Origin of the sequence: Wolbachia endosymbiont (group B) of Athalia cordata, from assembly GCF_947251845.1 — a bacterium.
GTDB lineage: Bacteria > Pseudomonadota > Alphaproteobacteria > Rickettsiales > Anaplasmataceae > Wolbachia.
The window spans coordinates 706,026-726,047 of the sequence record NZ_OX366383.1 but is presented as its reverse complement, the minus strand read 5'-3'; the positions used below and the strand labels follow the sequence as shown (position 1 = coordinate 726,047).

Here is a 20,022-nt window from a genome sequence, read left to right as displayed (position 1 = left end):
AGACACAACACTACCTAAACTTATGCCAATTTTTTTGAGATTTAATATCAAAGGGAAAAATAATTTTAGCTATTTCTCCCTAATATAGTTAACTTTTGGTATTCTCTGAAGATCTACCTAATACAGGAAAGATTGAAGTTACACTATAAATACTTTTCAAGCTGCTTGTGACACTGTTAAGTGCATCTTTTGCATACTTGACTGACGTATCACAAGTACCGCTGAATATTTCTCTTGTTGAATGAGCTGGTAGAATCGCGTCATAAGCATTTTTTAAGCCATCTTTAACAATACGATTTGCATAACCACTAATAAATGCTTCCTTTGTAGATGTCAATGCTTTTCCAAGTGCTGCTTGGATACCCACTTCCTCCTTTGTAGATGTCAATGCTTTTCCAAGTGCTGCTTGGATACCCACTTCCTCTTCTGTTTGAGTTGTGTGATCATTTTTCTCAGAAATTTTTTGCTTGTGATCTTTTACTTCAGCTTCTTTGTTAGAGAGCTGCTCTTTTAGGCTAGAAATTGTAGTATTTTGTTGATCAAGTTTATTTTCTTTCTCAGCAATAGTTTTGTTTTTATCTAATATCTCTCTTTCTTTCTGATTAATGACTTCGTTTTTCTCAGCAATGGTGTTGTTTTTACTAATTGCAGCACATGAAAGCGCAATAGCTATAACAGAAAACACAGCAGCAGCAACAATAAGTGGAAGGCCAAGACTTAAAGCTGCAACTGGAGCTAAAAAACCAACGTAAGGAGCTGCAGCAAACACTCCTGATGCCAATAAAGCCGAAGTAGCCAAAGCACCACTCACAAGATAAGGTGCATTAGCTTTATTAAATATACTTTTCATTATATACCTCTCTATAGTTAATTTATTATTTTAATAATAATATAAATAAAGATAGAATGCAATACTTTAAATTAATTAATAAACTAGACCTGCAGATTCAAAGAAAAACAGTTCTCACGATCTTTGGTTTTTATTGTTATCAATGGTTATATTATTTGGGTTTTTACTAATGTACATTAAAGAGTTCATACTAATTCATTTGGAAATAATAGAAAAATTTATGATTATTTTGTAATTCATTAATTAAATATATTGATTAATTATTTAATTTCCTATATTATTAAAAGATTAACACTGTATTTTAAAGGTAAAAACATGGTACATTCATCTGCGCAAATATTCACAAAGTTTGATGACGATTCAAAAAAGAGAAATATAGAAGGGCTAGAAAAGACTTACTTGGGAGTCTTGCTGTCAATTGAATTAAATAGCAAAACTTCTAAAAATTCGAAGAAAATTAAAGAAAAAATAGAAAGTTTGTTGAGTGGCAATAAAGATGAAATAAATGGTAAAGTAACAATAGGTGAAAGAGAAATTGGTGTAACTTTAACGAAGAAGGAAGAAGGTATATACAATGTTAAATTTGATGAAAGTGCTTCTTCTTCGGTAGATATTAAAGATACGAAAGATTACACTGACGAGGATCTACTTACTTTGTGCGCACAGCATGAATTAACAATTAACAAAGATGAAAAAGGTAATTACCATTATAGTGTAACAATCAAAGGTAAAGAAAAAAGTGCAACAGTAGGTGGGCTTGGTAAAATTGTAATATTTCCACAACATTTATCTTACATCAAAGAAACAATAGAACACTTAAAAGAAGGTAAGAGTCCAACTAAAGAGTTTGCGCTTGCAACAGGAACTGGAAAAACATTCATAGAACTACTTGTTGAATATCTACCAGCTAGGCTAATGGGTGTACCTTACATATCTCTAGCACCTAATGAAGATCTTGTAACACAGAAACGCGATGACTGGAAAAAAGTATTATCTGACTCCGATATTGAAGATATTGAGTTGAAAGAGATAAGCGATAATAAAGTGTGCTCTATATTGAGTAGCGAAAGCTTGATAAAAAATTGGGATCAATTTTTAGGAGCAATAGGTCTTGAACAGCTTCCTGACATTATAAAAGCTCTCAACATTGGAGATAAAGAATTTAAAATAAAGAATGGGAAAATAAATATAGATGAGAAAGATTTTTTAATTCTTGCAGATAAAATTCAATTTGGAGATAAGGAATATAAAATTCAAGATGGTAAAGTTACAATTAATAATCAAGAATTTGAACTAAATATTGAAAAATCTATATCTCTGTCCTTTGATGAAGAGCACCGAGTAGCAGAGCAGGAGTTGTGTAAACACCGTATGGGACTCTTATCTGTACTTATGCCTACGCTGTTTTTAAGTGCAACGCCTTCAATAAGCACTCATAAATATATCAAAGAAAATGATGGTTTACTTAAAACTCTTTCTTTGACAGATAAAATGAAGTCTGGTGTATACGGGGATTTAAATCTACAAGTTCATACCAAAGTAAAAAGTAAAAATCTAGCAAAAGAATATTCTAATGGCGTTGAAGAATATGTAGATTTTAAGCCAGAAGAAAAAGATAAATATAACAATGCAAATTTAACAGACGATGAGTTAAAAAAAGAAGTAGAGAATTATCTGTATAGAAATGTTCAAAGCGTAATTGGTGAACCAGCATTGATTTTAGCTGAGTCAAATAAGCAGATAGAGAATCTGAAAAAAATATTGCAATATGGTAGAAACGAAACCTTACCAAGGTGTAGTAGCTCAAAGATTCTTAATTTCTTAGAGCGAAAGTTGAGTTTTGAAACAGAATATAAGTTAGTAACCAAATCAAAAAAATTTGCTCTTATAACGGAACAAGTTGCCAAGCGGTTCAATATTACAAAAGAAAAAGCATCTAAAATCGTAAAAGAATGTTATGATTTCAGTGGCATTGCTGATTATTCTGCATTCCGTGTAATGCATGGAATAATTGAGAATACACTTTCAGGCTTAACAGGTCTAAATAGACACGAGCTTGATGAAAAAAGGTGTGCAGATTTGAAAGGTTTAGCAGCAGAAGTTAAAGCAGCATTAGACAACAATTATGATTTAGAAATATATGTTAAAGATCAAGGGATTAAAGGTGACAAATTAAAGAAAGAGCTTGTTCAGCAAATGCAATCTGTAATTAATGTTCTAAAGGAAAATAAAGGCTCTGATTTGTTTATAAGATTAATAAGAAATTGGAACCAAGATAAAAAACTTCACCTCTTGATGCCATCTAAAGAATTAGAAGAAGTTCCTAAAAAGCTAGTAGATTTGCTAGTTGAGGGCAATGATGCTGTAGTAAGAGATTATCTTGAATATTATGGAGTAGAAGAAAGTAAAATAGATGAATTCTGCCAGCTATCAAAAAAAGTATCTGCTGAAAGAACAGAGTTTATTAATTCTTTGAGAGGATTCAGTGATCAAGAACAATATGAGCTCGCAAGATCTACACCCCTAGGAGGAAATGAGAAAAAGCTACTCGATGAGCTTGGGGAAGCGCTTGGAGTGACATTAGAAAATCGTGATGAACTTGCTTATATAATATGTAAAATTATTTATACTTATAAACTTTGTTCTAATACTGAGTATAAGTGTAATAAAGAACAATACCCATTAAAAGAACTCAGAGATTTTTGTTACGAAAATAAGTACAAAGTAAAATTAGTAATGTTAGATAGCTCAGCCAATTTATCTACAGAAGATCTTAAAAGTAAGCTTTCGGACTATATAAGTGGTCAACCATTAGAAGAATTAGAGCTTGTAAAAAAGAAATTGTCCCTGAGTGATAATCAAAGCGTATGTGAAGATCTAAATCATGCTAAGGAACTCAAGAAAGCAAGAACTGAGAAGGATGATTTTTCTATCAACTATCATAAAAAAAGAATTTTAGAAGACTTAAACCAGAAACAATTAGCTAAGTTAGTAATCGACAATTTATCAGCAGCTGAGCTAAAAGATTTATATGAAAATCTATTGAAAGAAGAAAAGGATTATCATGCTTTGTGCCGCATGGGATTAGTTGGTAATGATGTAAATCCTACCAAAGTACAAGGATATAATGATATTAATTTACAACATGTTGGAATGTTAATAGATCCAACATCTACTGATCTCAATAAGCCTGCACAACTTATTCAAGCTCCAGGTAGACTTAGATGCCTAAATTCTAATAGGCACTCTACATTCTTTTGCTATTCGAGTGGTGAATTGAGCTTTGACATAAACCTACTCAAAAAAGGAGATTATATTGAGGCTTACAATAAATCAGTAGTAAGATTATCAAATCAACAAGCTTATGGAAATAAGCTTGCAACAGAGATAATAGATTATATTAATCGGAAAATAAAAAGCCTGAAAAGAATTGACGATCTGGCTGATCAAAGTATTCAAATTGCCTTAAATTCATTTATAGAGGTTTACAATACCAATGGCCATGACTTCAATAAAAGTAAGAAGGAATTTATTGATGTATTAAAACATGCACGCAGAAAGCTTAATAATTATGAAAAAGAATTAAGAGATAATTGCCAGGATTTTGGCATGAAAACACTTAATATGCTGCTAAAAGCTTTAATGATAGTTGAATATCTCTTTAATCGTTTCACGTATTACTTGGAAACAAGGAGTACTTATAATTATTTTTTAAAGAAAGTTAATCGATTAAAAAGTGATCCTAATGTGGATACTTATGCTCATGTTGTAGCAGAATATAGCGTTAAAAGTGTCACAGAGATTAATTTGTTAAGTGAGAAATTTAATGAAGTTTATCAACAGAGAAAAAAACCACAGAACGAAACTGACACTAAGAGCTTCAATAATTATTTAGAGCATATGAGTGCATGTTTGAAACATCCAGTGTATCTTAAGTTATTTGATAAAATAACATCACCACTGATGAAAGGCGATTATTTGATCAAGTTACTTGATCAAATTTATCCAGGAAAAAGCAATCAAGATAAAGTGGAGAGTTTGAGAAAATTCAGAAAAAATTTAAAAGACAAATCTTTTCAATTCACAAAAGATGACCTAAGAGACATAGAGCAGGTGAGATCTTATTTGCAGAGTATAATTAAAAGAATTGGAATGTATAATAATCATTATTATAGAGTAGAAGAGTGTGATACCTCTATTATTCCTAATTATAGAGTAGAAGAGTGTGATACCTCTATTATTCCTAATTATAGAGTAGAAGAGTGTGATACCTCTATTATTCCTACTGAATTATTGAATAATAAGGTTAATGGTTCCTTTCACTTTCAAGAGAGCAAAAAATTACGTAAGCATAGAGAAAAATACATAAAATTACAACAAAGTAAAGCTAAAATTGCATGTGAAAGTGACTTAAATGAGCTAGAGATTTTGTCACAAAGGGAAAATATAAAATTGGCAAAAGAAGCTGCAGATTATGTTATCTCTCCACTGCTTGGTTACTCTTCTCGTACAGCAAAAAACAAGCAAATCTCAGAAGAAGATAAAGAAGTTATCAATGGTGTTGTTGCTAAAGCAGGTGAAATTAAAAATGATCTTGAGAAAAACGTCAAGCCTTCTACTACTGAAGAAATTATTTCACCAAGCACTGAGTTTATTAATCCTATAGCAAAATTAAGAGAAAAAGTTTTGAGAAGAGTAGGTCGATAGGAGGTAAAAAGAGGGAGGAAAGCTAAAAAGGAGTGGTTAAGAAATAAATATTTTAGAGAGCACAGATGATAAAAGTTAGTAATCACAAAAATGTAAGGTGTGCCAAGAAGTATAGCCTTTCTTATAATAGTTCGAACGTGATAAGATATGTATTTATGACGATAGTGGGCCAGTAGCGTATTACGATACGTTCGGATTATTGTGAAAAGAGCTATACGTACGGAACAGATTAATGATGGGCGAATAAATTCAAGACCTCAAAGTGATTTTACTCAGGATAGAAGTTTAAGGTTAAATTAACTTCTTAATTTTTGAATCTCATCCAAAGAAAGGCCAGTTATTTCAGCGATAACATCAATAGAGACACCGGCCTTGAGTGAGTTTTTGGCAACTTCAATTTTACCTTCAATTTTACCTTCAATTTTACCTTTTTGATGGCCGATTTGGATGCCTTGATGAAGTTTTTCTTCAAGGGTAGATAAATAATCATCGGTACGTTTTTTAGCTTGATCATAAGCAAGACGTTCTTCTTTACTCCAATTATATTGGTTCAGCTCATCATAAGCCCTGCCAATAATTAAATCACTTCCTATTATTTTTTTTAGATCCTCTTCACTTGTTTCACCGGCGTGTTTAAAAAAATAACACCATTTCTCTATTATATTTTCTAATTGATCTTCTCTTTTTTTAAATTTAGGTAACTCTATAAAAGTAAAACTAAAGTCTTTGAGATCATGTTCAAAAGTTATCTTATCAAAAGTAACATGATCAGACTTATAAGCCAGCTTATTAGGAAATAAGATGAAATCAGCAATAGCAATAAAGATAACGCCTTTAAGATCATGATACTGGTCACCTACATCAGCTTGACTTGAATAGGCCTTAGCGGCATAATATTGGGCACGTTTTTCAAAGCCAGTAGTTTTAGCGACTTGCATCTCAATGATGGTTTTGACCCCTGTAGAATCAACACAGAGAACATCAACAATACTTTGCTTTTGAGAGGCGATGACAGGGTCTTGAATGGGACTGAGAAAGGAGACATCTTTAATCTTGTTGTCATCGGTAAGATCTAGTATATCATTAAGAAAGTGAATAAGAATATCTTTATTTTTTTCGGTACCAAAGATACGGCGAAAAGCTATATCATTGCGAGCATCAAGGAACTTCGAAAGAGCCATGAGAAAGTAAGATAAAAAGCATTAATCATTATACACAATTGTGAAGAAATATTCAACGTTTTTATACTAAAGCCTATTAAAGTTAGCAAAATTTCAAGAGTTGGGAAAAATTACCTTCATAGATAACCCTAGTATGCACCTTAGACGCCCTTTTGTAGATCTTTTTATCAACTCTTCTATAAGGTATATTAAAATGCCAACAAATGGATTCATGATTTAGCAGCCTCCAAAGATACCTATTTAAAGTGTGAACTTCTTAGCTTGTCACATTATAGGCATTTAATATACTAATTCTCAACAAAGGTAACATATGCTAGCAAAATTTCTATCTGAAACTTTTAAAATGGCAGGTTATGAAAAAGAATGACCGTTAGCTATACTAATTCTTTAGATCACGAAGTAGGAAAGAAGGTAAGAAGTTTTAGGTTAGCAAAGGGTTATACTCAAAAAGATTTAGCGGGAAAAATCGGCGTAACGTATCAAATAGTACTACAATATGAAAAAGGAACACGTAAAATTTCGATTGAAAAGTTGTATGCTATAGCAGAGATATTGTCGATTGGTATTGTAGACCTAATTCCTGTATTAAATGAAAAAATCTGTTTTGAAGATGAGGGAGAGGAAATTAGTAAGAAAATATAAAACGATTAATGATCAGGAATTACGTAGAATGTTTTGTTTACTAACCAAATTTGTTCAAGTTAGTGAGAAAAATAGTAAAAAAACGGAGAGAATAAAAATTGCAAAAGGTCTGGTTAAAGCAGGAGTTTCTGTTGATACTGTTTCAAAAACAATAGGTCTGTCTGCTGATGAATGTGTTGAAGAAAAAACAGGTTCTATATACTACAAGATAGGAAAAAAGATAAAAGAATGGACGGGAATATACTCAGAAGGATTTGGCTGAGAAAATGAATACAACACGTGATGAAATAAGTAACTATGAGCAAGGAAGGACTGCTGTTCCACTGGAAAAATTGTATGCAATAGCAGAAACATTATCAATTAGCATTACAGATCTGCTAATAGAGGAAGATGAGATAGTAGAAAATGAGCTACCTGATTTAATAAAAGAATACAAAAAAAATTGAGAGTCAAGAATTACGCTATGCGCTAATAAAATCTCTGTTTGAAAGCATGCAAATTTGCGAAGAGAAAGTGAAAAGAGCAGAAAAGATGAAAATTGCAAAGGATTTAGTGAAAGGAGGAATTTCTATTGATACTGTCTTTATTGTCAACAAGTTATTTAGCTATAAAACAACAAAAAATTTATCTGCATTTTCTATAAATTAGTGTAACTGTGGATAAATACTTTAAGTGTGTGTGGACGTAGTGTGCCGTAGAGACACAAAGAATGGTCAGAAATGAGCAAACTGAGTGTTTAAGCTACGCAATAGATGAGGGTAGGTCCCTCAAAGTCGGTTTGCAAGAGCAGGCTTTAAATAACCATAAGCTGCTTTGGTAAAGAGCTAAATATTTTGCTTTTTCTGTAAAAAGTTTACTAGCTTCTCCATATATACATATAGATTATTTAACTCTAAGGTGTTACTATTAACATATTGATTAAAGTCAACTTCCATAGTTTCTGTAAGTTATAGAGCTGCTAATTACAGCATAAATTTAAATAATTGTCAACCTTATGAACAACTAACTTTACTTCTTTTTAACCTGATACCTATGCTTTGTTTCAAATTTCCATCAAAAAGTAACATTACCCCCTCCAGTCAACCTTTCTGCTTCATTTCGTGAAGTCAATGCCTCAATAAATTCATCTAGTTCACCTTCTTTTATAATCTGTTCTAGTCGATGTGAAGTGAGATTAATTCTATGATCTGTTATTCTTGATTGTGGAAAGTTATAAGTTCTTATACGTTCAGAGCGATCTCCAGAACCAATTTGGCTTTTCCTCATTGTTGACCTTTCCATTTCTTTTTTTTGTCTTTCAATTTCGTATAGCCTTGCTCTCAAAACTTTGAGCGCTTTAGCCTTATTTTTGTGCTGCGATTTTTCATCTTGCTGTATTACAACTATCCCTGTTGGCAAGTGGGTGACCCTTACTGCGCTGTCAGTTGTATTCACTGATTGCCCTCCAGGACCACTGGATCTATAAACATCTATGCGTAAATCTTTTTCTTCTATTTCAAAGTCAACCTCTTCTACTTCAGGTAATATTGCAACAGTAGCTGCGGAAGTGTGCAATCTTCCTGAGGATTCAGTTTCTGGCACTCTTTGTACTCTGTGCACCCCTGACTCAAATTTCAGTCTTGCAAAAACTTCTGTTCCATTAATGAGTGCAGAAGCTTCCTTATAGCCACCTATACCTGTATTAGAAATACTTATTGGCTCAAACTTCCAATTTCTTCTTTCTGCATATTTTTGATACATACGAAATAACATCGCTGCAAATAATGCTGCTTCTTCTCCGCCTGTGCCTGCTCTAATTTCTAATATTGCATTTCTTGAGTCATCTTCATCTTTGGGTAATAATGCCAACTTTAGTTTTGCTTTTACTTTCGGTAATAGTATCTTTTGCTTCTCAAGAAGTTCTTCTTTTGCTAACTCTTTTATATCACCATCGCTGTTCTCATCTTTCATGATTTCTTCTAAATCTGAAATTTCCTCTTTTAATATATTATATTCATCGATTATCTCGATAATTGGTCTGAGTTCAGAGTATTCCTTTGAAAAACTAACGAATTCTTTTTGACTCAAATTGGTAGGGTTTTCCAGATTTCTCTCTACATCAGAAAACTTTTTTTTTAAGTCTTGTAAATTATTCTCTATATCCATATAGTACAGGTCTAGTTTTCAGCTGTTTAAGTAAGTAATATATACTGAAATAAAAAATTTCTTATATCAAGCAATAACACTATAATTGTCTCGAATATTTCTACCTAAGTATAATGGCAAAACAGATAACATCAATCTGCAGCTTCATATTTGGAGCTTCAGACAAAAAATCATTACCAGATGAGTCGGCTCCAGAGATTGCATTTGCTGGTAGATCAAACGTAGGAAAATCAAGTTTAATCAACTTGCTGATAAACAGCAAAAAAGCTGCAAGAGTTTCTTCTAAACCTGGATGCACTAGACAAATAAATTTTTACTCTATGTACAATGATAAGTTTAGGATTGTCGACCTACCGGGTTATGGCTATTCTTGTGCAAGCAAGGAAGAAGCAGTACAATACTTAAACCTAATTGAGTACTATCTAATTCACAGGAGAAATCTAAAAAGAGTGTTTGTGCTTATAGATAGCAAGGTAGGATTAAAAGAAATAGACAAAGACTTTGTTTATTGGTTAATATGTAATAATATTAACTTTAATATTGTGCTAACAAAAATAGATAAAGTGAATCAGGAAAGTCTAGATGCTATTCTAGAAAATACTCAAAAGTGGGTTAATAATGAACATGTATCAATTCATCAAATAAGCATTCGTGTTAAGCATAAAATCACCAAGGTAAGAGATGAGTTTTTCAAATTTACAAGATAAAAAAATGAAAAGTGATGAATCTTTAAATGGTAAGATGCCATTGAAGGAAAAAACAGAAATATTATTTGAAGTTCTGTCTAACATACCTAAATTTGTAGGCGAAACTTTTATCATCAAATGCAGCAGTGTAATAATCTCAGATGAAACGCTGCTTAGTGCTTTTGCGCATAATGTTGTTCTGTTGAAACAGCTTGGTATAAATCCGGTGGTAGTTCATGACGGAGAATATGAAATTAACTTAGTGTTAAAAATGCTAGGTATGAATGATAAGTTTATAAATGGTGTCAGACTTACAGACAAAAGCACTATGAAAATCATTGAAATGGCACTGTGTGGTTCAATTAATAAAAAAATTGTTCAGCATATAAATTCTGCTGGTGGTTCAGCTATTGGACTATGTGGAAAAGATGGCAACCTCATAAAAGCTGAAAAGATAAGCACTACGCTTAGGGAAAATAGATTAAATAATATTGAAAAAATACTAGACATGGGATTTATCGGTAGACCAACTGAAATCAATCCTGATATATTATTCTTTATTGAAGAATCAGATTCTATACCAGTTATTGCACCTATCGGTTATGGAAAAAATGGAGAAACATATCATATTGATACTGATAGCACTGCAAGTGCAATTGCACTTGCAGTTTACGCATCTAAAATGATAATCTTGAGTGATACAGATGAAGAAATAAACAAAGTTGGCAATGGAAGAGTCTTGATTAAAAATTTAAAAGAATCGATTGATTGTGGAAAAATTAAAGGAGAAAAATTTGTTGAAAGGCTTATGTCATATACTAAAATGGTAGAAGAATGTGCAGGGGTTGTTCACATAGTTGATGGTAGAGTACCTAACATTATACTTGATTTATTTACTGAGAATAATTCAGGTATATCAATAATGGATGATTAATAGCTGTACTGCTTATAACCATATGAACATTGAAAATTTGGGAATAGCTTATGTCAAATTCCTATTCTCTTTTCCAGTTTTTTAGGGTTTTTTTTTCTTGCAAGCATAATAGTTTCGTATACATAATGAAACCAAATGGTATTTTTAGCTTGATAACAGAGGAAAATAAAGAGGGCTTGGGTGTAACACTCAAATAATGATTTACCTTATGGATACCGCTAGAAAAGTTGACTAAGGTATACAATTCTCTCTGCGTCAAGTTACTCAAGATATCGAATCTACAAACGCTTTGGATTGAGTGTGTTTGGTCAATGTGAGTGCTTTAAATGAAAGACGAAAATTGAGCATACTACGCCTCTGTACACAGTATCTTTAATGCAAATGCCCATGTGATTCCATAGATAATCTCTGTTTTTTTATTTTATCTGTCCATTTATCATTCTCTATATCTTGTTTGTTGGTTGCTCTTTTTTCTTGCTCAACAATTGCCTTATCTATCTTCTGATGAATTGCATTAATTGCATTTTTTTCTTTGTATACTTCGCTTTTTCCTTCAACAATTAAATTGGTAAAAATATTTACAACAAACTGCACTTGATTATGATTAACCTGACCTTTTATCGAAGAAGGTAAAGAGTTTAATTCCATCAATACTTCTGATGCTGTTTTATCTTGAGTGGAAAGCCCTAAATTATCTGCTACTTCCTTTATTAATAACTCTCTGTTTTCTTTATTATCTTCCAATTTAGCATAATTACTCAATAGATCTATAACGGTAGATACTTTAATTTCAATAAAATCATCAACATCTTCTATAGCAGAACCTGATTTGAACAATCTATCTCTGAGATTTTCGCTTAAAAGATTGATAAATCTTTCATTTGCATCTGATCCTGTAGTTGATATCGTACCATCTAAATAGTTACTTACTTTGATTTGAGTACCTAAGTCATGCTCTATTTGTATTTTTGTCTCATGTTTAAATCCTAATTCTGCACAGAATTTCTGAAAATATTCTTTAATAATGTCAAACAAACTCTTGCCATTATCTTTATAGTTTTTCAACTCTTCAGGAATAGTAAGTGACAATTTACCTTCTTTATATGTTATACTATCTTTGCTATCTTGAGACTCAAGTGTAAATTCTAATGAGCTGGATAGGTCACATATTTTCTCTTCCGGATTGTCAATCGTGGTTATAGGTATTGCCATATCAGACGTCACTTTTATGCGGTTGTGGTCAGTGCAGTAAATGTTTAGCACTTTTTTAGGACTGTGTGGAGTTAAATTACAACTACTGAGTGCGGCATGAGATTCATTAAATATACCAGCCCCATACCCTGCTTGATTACAATTGGTGACTAACTCTTCTAAAATAGCATCACTTGGGATTTCTGCTTCAGCGTATCTAAACATTTCCTTAAAAATTTCCTTTGCTAATGAACGGTAATCTTTTTTGGAGAATAGATGATAAGAGCTTCTCCCTGCGTTATAAAATCTCTCAAATTCCTTTCTATATTCATCAATTTTTTTTTCATCAGCAACTGTAGGGCTATTACAATGATTTTCCCAAACTTCAGATAGTCTATCTTGATCAAGCTCCTTAAGTACTGGTTCCATAAAAGCTTTACCTTCTTCAGAGAGGTTATCAAAATTATCACGGTTAAAAATCTCATTTTTATAATCTTTAGCTCCTTCCTTAAATGCAATAATAAAATTTTTATCTATTTCTTTTTCATTAATAATAAAATTCATTCTTTGAAAATCTAAGAACATTGTTTCACCGGAATTCGCTAATTTATTATCTTGATCTGCTCTTAATTTACTAAAATTGAATTCTTTAGCTGTGGCCTTTAATCTAACTACCGGACTCTTTTTTGCCTCTTTCATAATTAACACCTTACTATAAATATGCTGTAAGTTGTACCATATAATGATGAATAATTTTATAATATATAAAAAAGTCGATAGTCTATTTCTTTATTTTAGGGATATAGGAAAGGCGTAGATTTCTCTTTTCATTTGTAGCATGCTGCATTAATATTTACGTATTAATCTAGAAAATAGTGATGAATAATATTGTAATTGTTGGTCTGCAATGGGGTGACGAAGGCAAGGGTAAAATAGTAGATTATCTTTCTGAGAATGCAGATGTAGTTGTGAGATTTCAGGGAGGAAATAATGCAGGGCACACTATAGTAATAGATGATGAGGTTTATAAATTAAATTTACTGCCCTCTGCTGTTTTGAGAGCGGACAAAATATCTATTATAGGAAACGGTGTTGCTCTTGATTCACATGCTCTAGTCTCAGAAATAGAGTCATTGAAAGTTAAAGGAGTGGACGTAAACTATAACAACTTGATGGTATCCGAGAGCTGTCCATTAATACTTAGCGTACATAAGGACAAGGAAAAGCTATTTGAAGATTTAAACGGAAATCACAAAATTGGTACAACAAACAAAGGGATAGGGCCATGTTATGAAGATAAAGTTGGCAGGAGAGCTATACGCCTTTGTGACTTAGAAAACACAGATGAGCTCAATCAAAGAGTGGATGCTCTCCTGAGTTACCATAATGCTATCAGAAAAGGACTTAACTACCAGGTAGTTAAAAAAGAAGAAATATTAAAGGAAATTCAAGAGATTTCAGAAAAAATTCTTTTATATAAAAAACCTGTGTGGAAGATACTAAATGATTTTATGAAAGAAGGTAAGAAAATAATATTTGAAGGCGCTCAAGGCGCATTTTTAGATATCGACCACGGAACTTACCCTTTTGTTACTTCAAGTAATACTGTAGCATCGCAAGCGATAACAGGCTCAGGATTATCCTACAATGCTCACATTATTGGTGTAGCAAAAGCGTATACAACAAGAGTGGGTAATGGTCCATTTCCTACTGAACAAAATAACGAGATTGGAGACAGCTTATTTTCTATAGGTAAGGAACTTGGAACAGTAAGCAATAGAAGAAGGCGCTGCGGATGGTTTGACGCAGTTTTAGTGCGCCAGGCCGTACAACTCTCTGGAGTTTCAAGCATTGTATTAACCAAATTAGATATTCTTGATTCTTTTGATACTATTAAAATAGGCACTGGTTATAAGTATGGCGGAAAAATGTATGATTATTTACCCGCATCACATTCAATACAAAAAGAATTAGAGCCAATATATGAAGAATTTCCTGGTTGGAAAGAGAAAACTCAAGGCAAAAGGTCAGTTAAGGAATTACCTGCAAATTTGATGAAATATGTGAGAAAAATAGAAGAATTAATAGGTGTACCAATTCATCTAATTTCAACCAGTCCAAAAAGAGAGGATGTTATTAAGCTTAAAAATCTATGAAAACGTCTTGTTAACTTTTATCTAATAAAAAACTATACTTGTGTGACTTCAAGCAATCTATTATGCAAAGTAGCAGCGTAAACGTACAGTGAGCAGTGTGATTTTTCTTAAATACATGTTGATTGTTATAATATAAACATAGTTAAAGGAGGCGTATTATGATTGCAGGTTTTACTAAGGGAGACAAAGCAGTAGATGCAGGAAAAATAGGTGATCAATTTGAAAAGCATTTTTGTATAGGACCAACTTCACTGAATAGGGAAGTTTATTACTCTACACTTATCTACCATACATTCAAAGAGTTATATTCACAATTAGATAATATCTCTCATGCTAATAAAACGAGATCAGAAAAAGAAATAATAAATTTTTATGTTCTACCTCAATTTGCACATTTTAAAGAAATTCTTGATGAAGGTATAAAAAAAGATCCTTCGTTTGCAAATTCCGCTATTGTGAAGTTTTGCTACTCAATTATAAAAGATAATAAATTATTTAAAGAATTAGAAGAAGTTAGTATTCCCGCAGAAAACTCTAGTGTAAAGGCAAGGATAAGCTTTCAACTGAAAAATCTTAAAGAAAAGGTGTGGTTCTTAAGAAAACTAAAGGAAAAAAAGAATTTCACTTATGTGCAGAGGGCTTTTGGGGATGAGTGGAGTTTTTATGACCTAATAAACGATAGAGATTTCAAACAAACGTATATAGATAAAGCAGTAACAGAGTCTGCTAATAAGAGCTTTGAGGAAGATATAAATAAATGCATAGAATTGGCAGAGCAGGGAAAAAAAGCTGCAAGTAAATATTTTGAGAGGAAAGACGTAGAGCTTCAAGCTTATTACACAGAAACTGGTAACGATCATAGAGTTTTGAATATTAACCTTATTAATTACGATAAGAGTGAGCCAACAAAGATTAGTGAAGTTTTACAGCAAGAGAAAGATATTAAAGAACTGAATATCTATTGCAATAAAAAACATGAAATACACGCTCATCAAAAAGATAAGAAAAGATATTATGAATTTAAAGAAGGTGCATATTATGAAATGACAAGCACTTGGCCTGCAAAAGATGGATCAGGAATGTGTACCATGATTATGAATGTGAGTAGCGATGGCATAACTGAAATACTAAAATTTAATGGTGAAGATTTTGTTTCATCGAAGGAGATTCTAGAATTAATAAAGCAAAACGATGAATTATATATTCAAGGTCTCTCCTTATATGATGCTGTAATGGAATCACTAGAAGAGGATAGGGCTACTCCTATTAATTTTTACAATGAATCTATGGTGGCTTATCAAGGTAAGGAACCAGAGGGGAAGTTAGATCATAAAGTTGATGCTGATAATAGCCTTCCTTCTTCTCCTTCTATTAATAGCAATGCATTAGAAGTCAATTTACAGCACACTGAAACTCAACCAGAAATTGCTTCACAACAAATCAGAACTCAAGCGGAAACTAACTCACAAAAAATGGATGAATTGATTCCAGATAATCAAATGCTACCTAAAGAAAATGTTGAATTAAAGCAAGAAATAGAAGCAGAAACAATTGTAAAGTTAGAGAGGCAGTGTAGCAATTTGAACGATGAACTTGAAGAAGAGAGACTAAAGTTCGACATTGAGGAGCCAGAAAACGAGTACGAGGAATTTCTAGACGATATACTTGAACTCACTGAAGATGAAGATAATATTGATGAATTGAAAGAGAACTATATCGACGTAATTGCAGATCAAATTCAAACAATTAAAGAAATGAAAGAGGAGATAGAAAACTTAAATCATCAAGTGAAATACTTAGAGGACCAACAAGATCAAGTTACTGATAAACAAAGAATGAATGAAATCCCCAGTGGTTGTATAAAAAAATATTATACTCTAATGGGAGAAGTTTTTAATGAAACTGATAATGAGTCTAATGTTCCACTGAAAGAAAAAACAACATTATGCAGATCTTTAAGCTTTGATGGAGGATATGGTAGCGATGAGGAAAATTGTGATAATGATTTATCTTCTAACATAACTTCTATTGAGAAGGTAGTAGAGAGTAGAAGCGTAGGTAGCTCGCTTTCCTCTTGCATTGTTAAGGAGATGATTGGAGTTAAGTTGCAAGAGCAATACTCAAGTAGAGTATAAAAATCTCCTGTATTGATAATAATTTAAAATCTATAGTAGACTGAAAAAGATTATTAAATTATAATACGACAATGATAAAAGAAGACAAATCAAAAACAATTTTTGAAGTGGAAGGGGCAGTAACTGCTTTACTACCTGCAGCAGAATTTAGAGTGAAGCTGGACAATGAACATGAGATTATCTGTCATGTATCAGGGAAAGTGAGAAGAAGTAAAATACGCATAATTATAGGCGATAGGGTGTTGGTTGAGATGAGTGTTTATGATAGGAATGCAAAAAAGGGTAGGATAATTAGAAGGCTTAAAGGTACAAGTGACAGAACGATCTCTAAATAATCTTATTCTTGCTTCATCATCGAAAAGGCGTATAGCTTTACTAAAACAAATAAATATTGAGCCAGGTTTAATTTTGCCAGCAGACATAGATGAAGTTCCTTTAAAAAAGGAACTTCCAAGAGATTACTCAATCCGTATGGCAAAAAGTAAAGCTGAGAAAACACAAAGTTCAAATCCAGATTACTTTGTGCTTGGTGTTGATACAGTTGTTGCTTGTGGTAGAAGGATACTGCTCAAAGCTGAAAACGTTGAGCAAGCAGAAAAATGCGTTCGCTTGTTATCAGGAAGAAGGCATAGAGTATACACCAGTGTGTGTTTATTAACTCCTGATCAATCTAAACAGCATATTAGGACTGTAGTTACAATAGTGAAATTTAAGCGTCTCAGCGAACAAGAAATTAAATATTATTTAGCATCAGAAGAGTGGAAAAACAGGGCAGGGGGGTGCAACATACAAGGTCTTGCAGGAATGTTTGTATTATTTTTACGTGGCTCATACTCTTCTGTAATAGGGTTACCATTACATGAAACCCATTGCTTGCTAAGTAATTACTTTAACCTATACTAATACCACTGTCCTTTTTTTGTTTTTCTTCAGCAATAAGTTTAGCCCAGATTCTATTTCTATTTGCTAATACAATTCTATTGCGATCAGGACTATCATTGCGTTCTGTTAAAGTATCTTTTCTTTCCTCTTCTACTATTCCAGCTTTCAGTTGTGCTGCATCTTTTTCTAGCAATTTATATAGTTCGCTATTTTTGTCTATAGTCAGATTAGTATTATCATTTTCTTGTTCTGCCACTTTTCTTTCTAATAACTTACGTACAGGGTCATATTTTTTACCTTCTTTTATTTCTTTCAACATACTTTCTGAGAATAAATCTTTAGTAGCCTGGTCTCTCAATCCTTTATTCAATTTTTCCAATGTATCTTTTGGTTCAATGGTTTCTAATTTCTTCTCTAATTGCTCAGAATTGACCTGAAAATTATAGTTACTAGTGTAAGTTGGAGATGAGTAACCTGAGTCGTTTGTTTTTGTTTCTGCTGCATTGTCTTTTAGCAATCCAGCTGCTAATAAATGTTCTTTGATTTGTTCGCTCATTTCTTTCTGATCCACCGGTTTTAGTGGGAACTTCTGAGTTTCTTTATCCAACTTACTGGTAAATTCCGTAAGTAGGGTATCATCTCTTTGTTCAACATTCATTAGGCTCGCTTTTAACTGTCCAGAATTTACTCGAGATTTTTCATGATTAGAGTGAGTTGGAGATGAATAGCCCGAATCGTTTGTTTTTATGTCTGTTGAGCTGTATTCTAGAGATTCACTTTCTTGTAATTTATCTTCGGTTTCTTTTTGTTTATCGTTTCCTCTTTCTTCGTTTTCCTTAGTGCTAAGATAATCTTTTTCTTGTTTATAATCTGATTGAGGATTTGAAAGCGTTATATACTCATCTTCGTTATCGCTCCAACCATCTTCGAAGTCAGAAAATTCTTCATCATACTCACTTTCACTACGTAATAACTCATTTTTTGCTTTCCATGCAAGAATCGAAGCTACATCATTTAGTGGTTGCTTATTTCCAGTATTGCGTGATTCTTTAACTTTTTTGAATGCAACGTCTTGTGCTGGTGCAGCGCTTTCAGTAGCTGTAGGATCAAAAATTGCACCTTTTTGCCGATTATTAGATATTTGCTCACTTTCATCTGATTTTCGGCTTACAGGTACAGCATGTCCAAATGTAGCAAATGTAGGATTGTCATACCGTTCATCCTCTTGTGTATTATCTTGATTGTAGATTACAGACTTGGTGAAAATAGTACTGCTTGAAGAAGCATCAGAATATGGAGAATTGTAGTTATTTCTATTATTAATCCGTATTGGCTGATACTCATCTTTTTTCTGATTATTAGGTAATGAACTAGCTCTAGGTGGCAGTGACGGTGGAATCTTTTTAGCAGATGCGTTATTAGAATTTGTAGTGCTAGTCGTTACATGCTTAAACTCAACTTCTTGATCTTGAGTAGCTTGAACGCCAATACCTTTACTAATATCACTTTCTATGAAAGTTTCAGATGATTGTTGTTTCTCTTGTTCTTGTCCTTTCTCCTTGAATTGTATTTGATATAGGAATAAGCCACCTATTTTTACATCTGTGTTTGCTTTTAATTGTTCCTCAGTAACACCATTACGTTCAGTGAGATCTACACCATCTTTATCAATCTTGATTTTGATAGTACATTTTTTTCCATTTTTGTCATGCCAATTCAAAGTCATTTCATATGAACCATCGGTTACAACATAATGCCTTATTCTTTTCTCTCCTTCTTCGGCAACAAAACCGTGCATTCCGCTCTTTCCATCACTATGCAGCGTTGAAAATCCCGAAATTCCTTTCTTCTGACAAAAGTCACTATTTAAAAACTCGCTGATTTTAAACTCTTTTTTGTCATCTCCCAGTGTAATACTTGCGTGATCGCCATATATTGAAACTCCTGCGATATCATCAACATACTCTTTTAACCTTGCTTTAACTTCACTTTCAAGCTTTTGTTCGGCTTTCTTTATCTTGTTCTGCTCTGGAAGAATAACTTCATAAGCTTTATTTTTGTCTTCATCTGTCTCCAAATTCCAGATGGGGTGCTTTATTAGAAACTTTACTGCATTAAAACCAACTCTGGAATTATAAATTGGGTCGTCTTCCTTTTTTATTTCATCGAATAAAGTAAAAAATCCTCGAATGAATTCATGATATTGTTGTGTGCTTTGAGTATTCATATTTTCCCTCACTAATAACCCTCTGCCTTTTAGCCTTAGCTAGTACAATTATTACGGGAATTGATTTAGTTTTTATTAAAGAAGTTGTATTGCTAACGTGATGACATGAGCTATTTTATGTTCACATCAAGCAATTTAAGTTGTCATTCCAGTCTGGAATCTAGATTTTTCTAGACTTGATCCTATAGTCAAATTCATAACTACAAACGTTATAATATAAGAGTAATTTTCACCAAAAAGTATGTCATTCTAGTAGCTGACACTGGGATCCAGTCGCACTCAGTTA

The 20,022-nt window shown here is 32.6% G+C and carries 12 protein-coding genes and 1 pseudogene; 8 read left to right on the top strand and 5 right to left on the bottom strand.

Going from position 1 to position 20,022, the window contains the following annotated elements:
- Positions 1 to 88: 88 nt before the first annotated feature.
- Positions 89 to 850, bottom strand: a complete 762-nt coding sequence (locus tag OPR30_RS03345; protein ID WP_265030367.1) for a hypothetical protein — start codon at positions 848 to 850, stop codon at positions 89 to 91.
- Between the two features lie 315 nt (positions 851 to 1,165).
- Here OPR30_RS03345 and OPR30_RS03340 point away from each other — a divergent pair, with 315 nt between their 5' ends.
- Positions 1,166 to 5,557 carry a DEAD/DEAH box helicase family protein gene (locus OPR30_RS03340; RefSeq protein ID WP_265030365.1) on the top strand — a complete coding sequence of 1,464 codons (4,392 nt, stop codon included), beginning with the start codon at positions 1,166 to 1,168 and terminating at the stop codon, positions 5,555 to 5,557.
- Between the two features lie 296 nt (positions 5,558 to 5,853).
- On the opposite strand, the gene OPR30_RS03335 is transcribed toward OPR30_RS03340, so the two are convergent.
- The gene (locus OPR30_RS03335; RefSeq protein WP_265030362.1) at positions 5,854 to 6,738 is read right to left on the bottom strand and encodes an Rpn family recombination-promoting nuclease/putative transposase; all 885 of its coding nucleotides are present in this window, start codon (positions 6,736 to 6,738) and stop codon (positions 5,854 to 5,856) included.
- 363 nt (positions 6,739 to 7,101) lie between these two features.
- Here OPR30_RS03335 and wmk point away from each other — a divergent pair.
- Positions 7,102 to 8,028 (top strand): annotated as a pseudogene (wmk, locus tag OPR30_RS03330) (WO male-killing family protein Wmk).
- A 405-nt stretch (positions 8,029 to 8,433) separates the two neighbouring features.
- Here wmk and prfA read toward each other — a convergent pair.
- Positions 8,434 to 9,525: a peptide chain release factor 1 gene (prfA, locus tag OPR30_RS03325; protein ID WP_265030360.1), complete on the bottom strand. Its 1,092-nt coding sequence runs from the start codon at positions 9,523 to 9,525 to the stop codon at positions 8,434 to 8,436.
- A gap of 110 nt (positions 9,526 to 9,635) precedes the next feature.
- On the opposite strand from prfA, the gene yihA reads away from it, so the two are divergent.
- Entirely contained in the window at positions 9,636 to 10,232 is a 597-nt protein-coding gene (gene yihA, locus OPR30_RS03320; protein WP_369800778.1) for a ribosome biogenesis GTP-binding protein YihA/YsxC, read from the top strand.
- Positions 10,207 to 11,145: an acetylglutamate kinase gene (gene argB, locus OPR30_RS03315; RefSeq protein WP_017531630.1), complete on the top strand. Its 939-nt coding sequence runs from the start codon at positions 10,207 to 10,209 to the stop codon at positions 11,143 to 11,145. The genes yihA and argB overlap by 26 nt, the downstream gene beginning before the upstream one ends.
- 372 nt (positions 11,146 to 11,517) lie before the next feature.
- Here argB and OPR30_RS03310 read toward each other — a convergent pair whose 3' ends face one another.
- Complete coding sequence (locus tag OPR30_RS03310) at positions 11,518 to 13,035, bottom strand: hypothetical protein (protein WP_265030358.1); 1,518 nt, start codon at positions 13,033 to 13,035, stop codon at positions 11,518 to 11,520.
- 179 nt (positions 13,036 to 13,214) lie between these two features.
- On the opposite strand from OPR30_RS03310, the gene OPR30_RS03305 reads away from it, so the two are divergent.
- The 4 genes from OPR30_RS03305 (at position 13,215) to OPR30_RS03290 (ending at position 17,530) form a co-directional block, all read left to right on the top strand.
- Complete coding sequence (locus tag OPR30_RS03305; protein ID WP_265030357.1) at positions 13,215 to 14,492, top strand: adenylosuccinate synthase; 1,278 nt, start codon at positions 13,215 to 13,217, stop codon at positions 14,490 to 14,492.
- Positions 14,493 to 14,650: 158 nt separating this feature from the next.
- Positions 14,651 to 16,627 carry a hypothetical protein gene (locus OPR30_RS03300; protein WP_265030356.1) on the top strand — a complete coding sequence of 659 codons (1,977 nt, stop codon included), beginning with the start codon at positions 14,651 to 14,653 and terminating at the stop codon, positions 16,625 to 16,627.
- A gap of 71 nt (positions 16,628 to 16,698) precedes the next feature.
- On the top strand, positions 16,699 to 16,962 hold the full coding sequence (infA, locus tag OPR30_RS03295; protein ID WP_052264695.1) for a translation initiation factor IF-1: 264 nt from the start codon (positions 16,699 to 16,701) through the stop codon (positions 16,960 to 16,962).
- Positions 16,940 to 17,530: a Maf family nucleotide pyrophosphatase gene (locus OPR30_RS03290; protein ID WP_052264696.1), complete on the top strand. Its 591-nt coding sequence runs from the start codon at positions 16,940 to 16,942 to the stop codon at positions 17,528 to 17,530. Before infA ends, OPR30_RS03290 begins: the two co-directional genes overlap by 23 nt.
- On the opposite strand, the gene OPR30_RS03285 is transcribed toward OPR30_RS03290, so the two are convergent.
- Positions 17,517 to 19,736, bottom strand: a complete 2,220-nt coding sequence (locus OPR30_RS03285; RefSeq protein WP_265030355.1) for a hypothetical protein — start codon at positions 19,734 to 19,736, stop codon at positions 17,517 to 17,519. The genes OPR30_RS03290 and OPR30_RS03285 overlap by 14 nt on opposite strands.
- Positions 19,737 to 20,022 lie beyond the last annotated feature (286 nt).

What these genes read in the sequence shown, in the direction of transcription:
- OPR30_RS03345 (WP_265030367.1), bottom strand. Translation starts at nt 850, where the DNA reads ATGAAAAGTATATTTAATAAAGCTAATGCACCTTATCTTGTGAGTGGT.
- OPR30_RS03340 (WP_265030365.1), top strand. Translation starts at nt 1,166, where the DNA reads ATGGTACATTCATCTGCGCAAATATTCACAAAGTTTGATGACGATTCA.
- OPR30_RS03335 (WP_265030362.1), bottom strand. Translation starts at nt 6,738, where the DNA reads ATGGCTCTTTCGAAGTTCCTTGATGCTCGCAATGATATAGCTTTTCGC.
- prfA (WP_265030360.1), bottom strand. Translation starts at nt 9,525, where the DNA reads ATGGATATAGAGAATAATTTACAAGACTTAAAAAAAAAGTTTTCTGAT.
- argB (WP_017531630.1), top strand. Translation starts at nt 10,207, where the DNA reads ATGAGTTTTTCAAATTTACAAGATAAAAAAATGAAAAGTGATGAATCT.
- OPR30_RS03310 (WP_265030358.1), bottom strand. Translation starts at nt 13,035, where the DNA reads ATGAAAGAGGCAAAAAAGAGTCCGGTAGTTAGATTAAAGGCCACAGCT.
- OPR30_RS03305 (WP_265030357.1), top strand. Translation starts at nt 13,215, where the DNA reads ATGAATAATATTGTAATTGTTGGTCTGCAATGGGGTGACGAAGGCAAG.
- OPR30_RS03300 (WP_265030356.1), top strand. Translation starts at nt 14,651, where the DNA reads ATGATTGCAGGTTTTACTAAGGGAGACAAAGCAGTAGATGCAGGAAAA.
- infA (WP_052264695.1), top strand. Translation starts at nt 16,699, where the DNA reads ATGATAAAAGAAGACAAATCAAAAACAATTTTTGAAGTGGAAGGGGCA.
- OPR30_RS03285 (WP_265030355.1), bottom strand. Translation starts at nt 19,736, where the DNA reads ATGAATACTCAAAGCACACAACAATATCATGAATTCATTCGAGGATTT.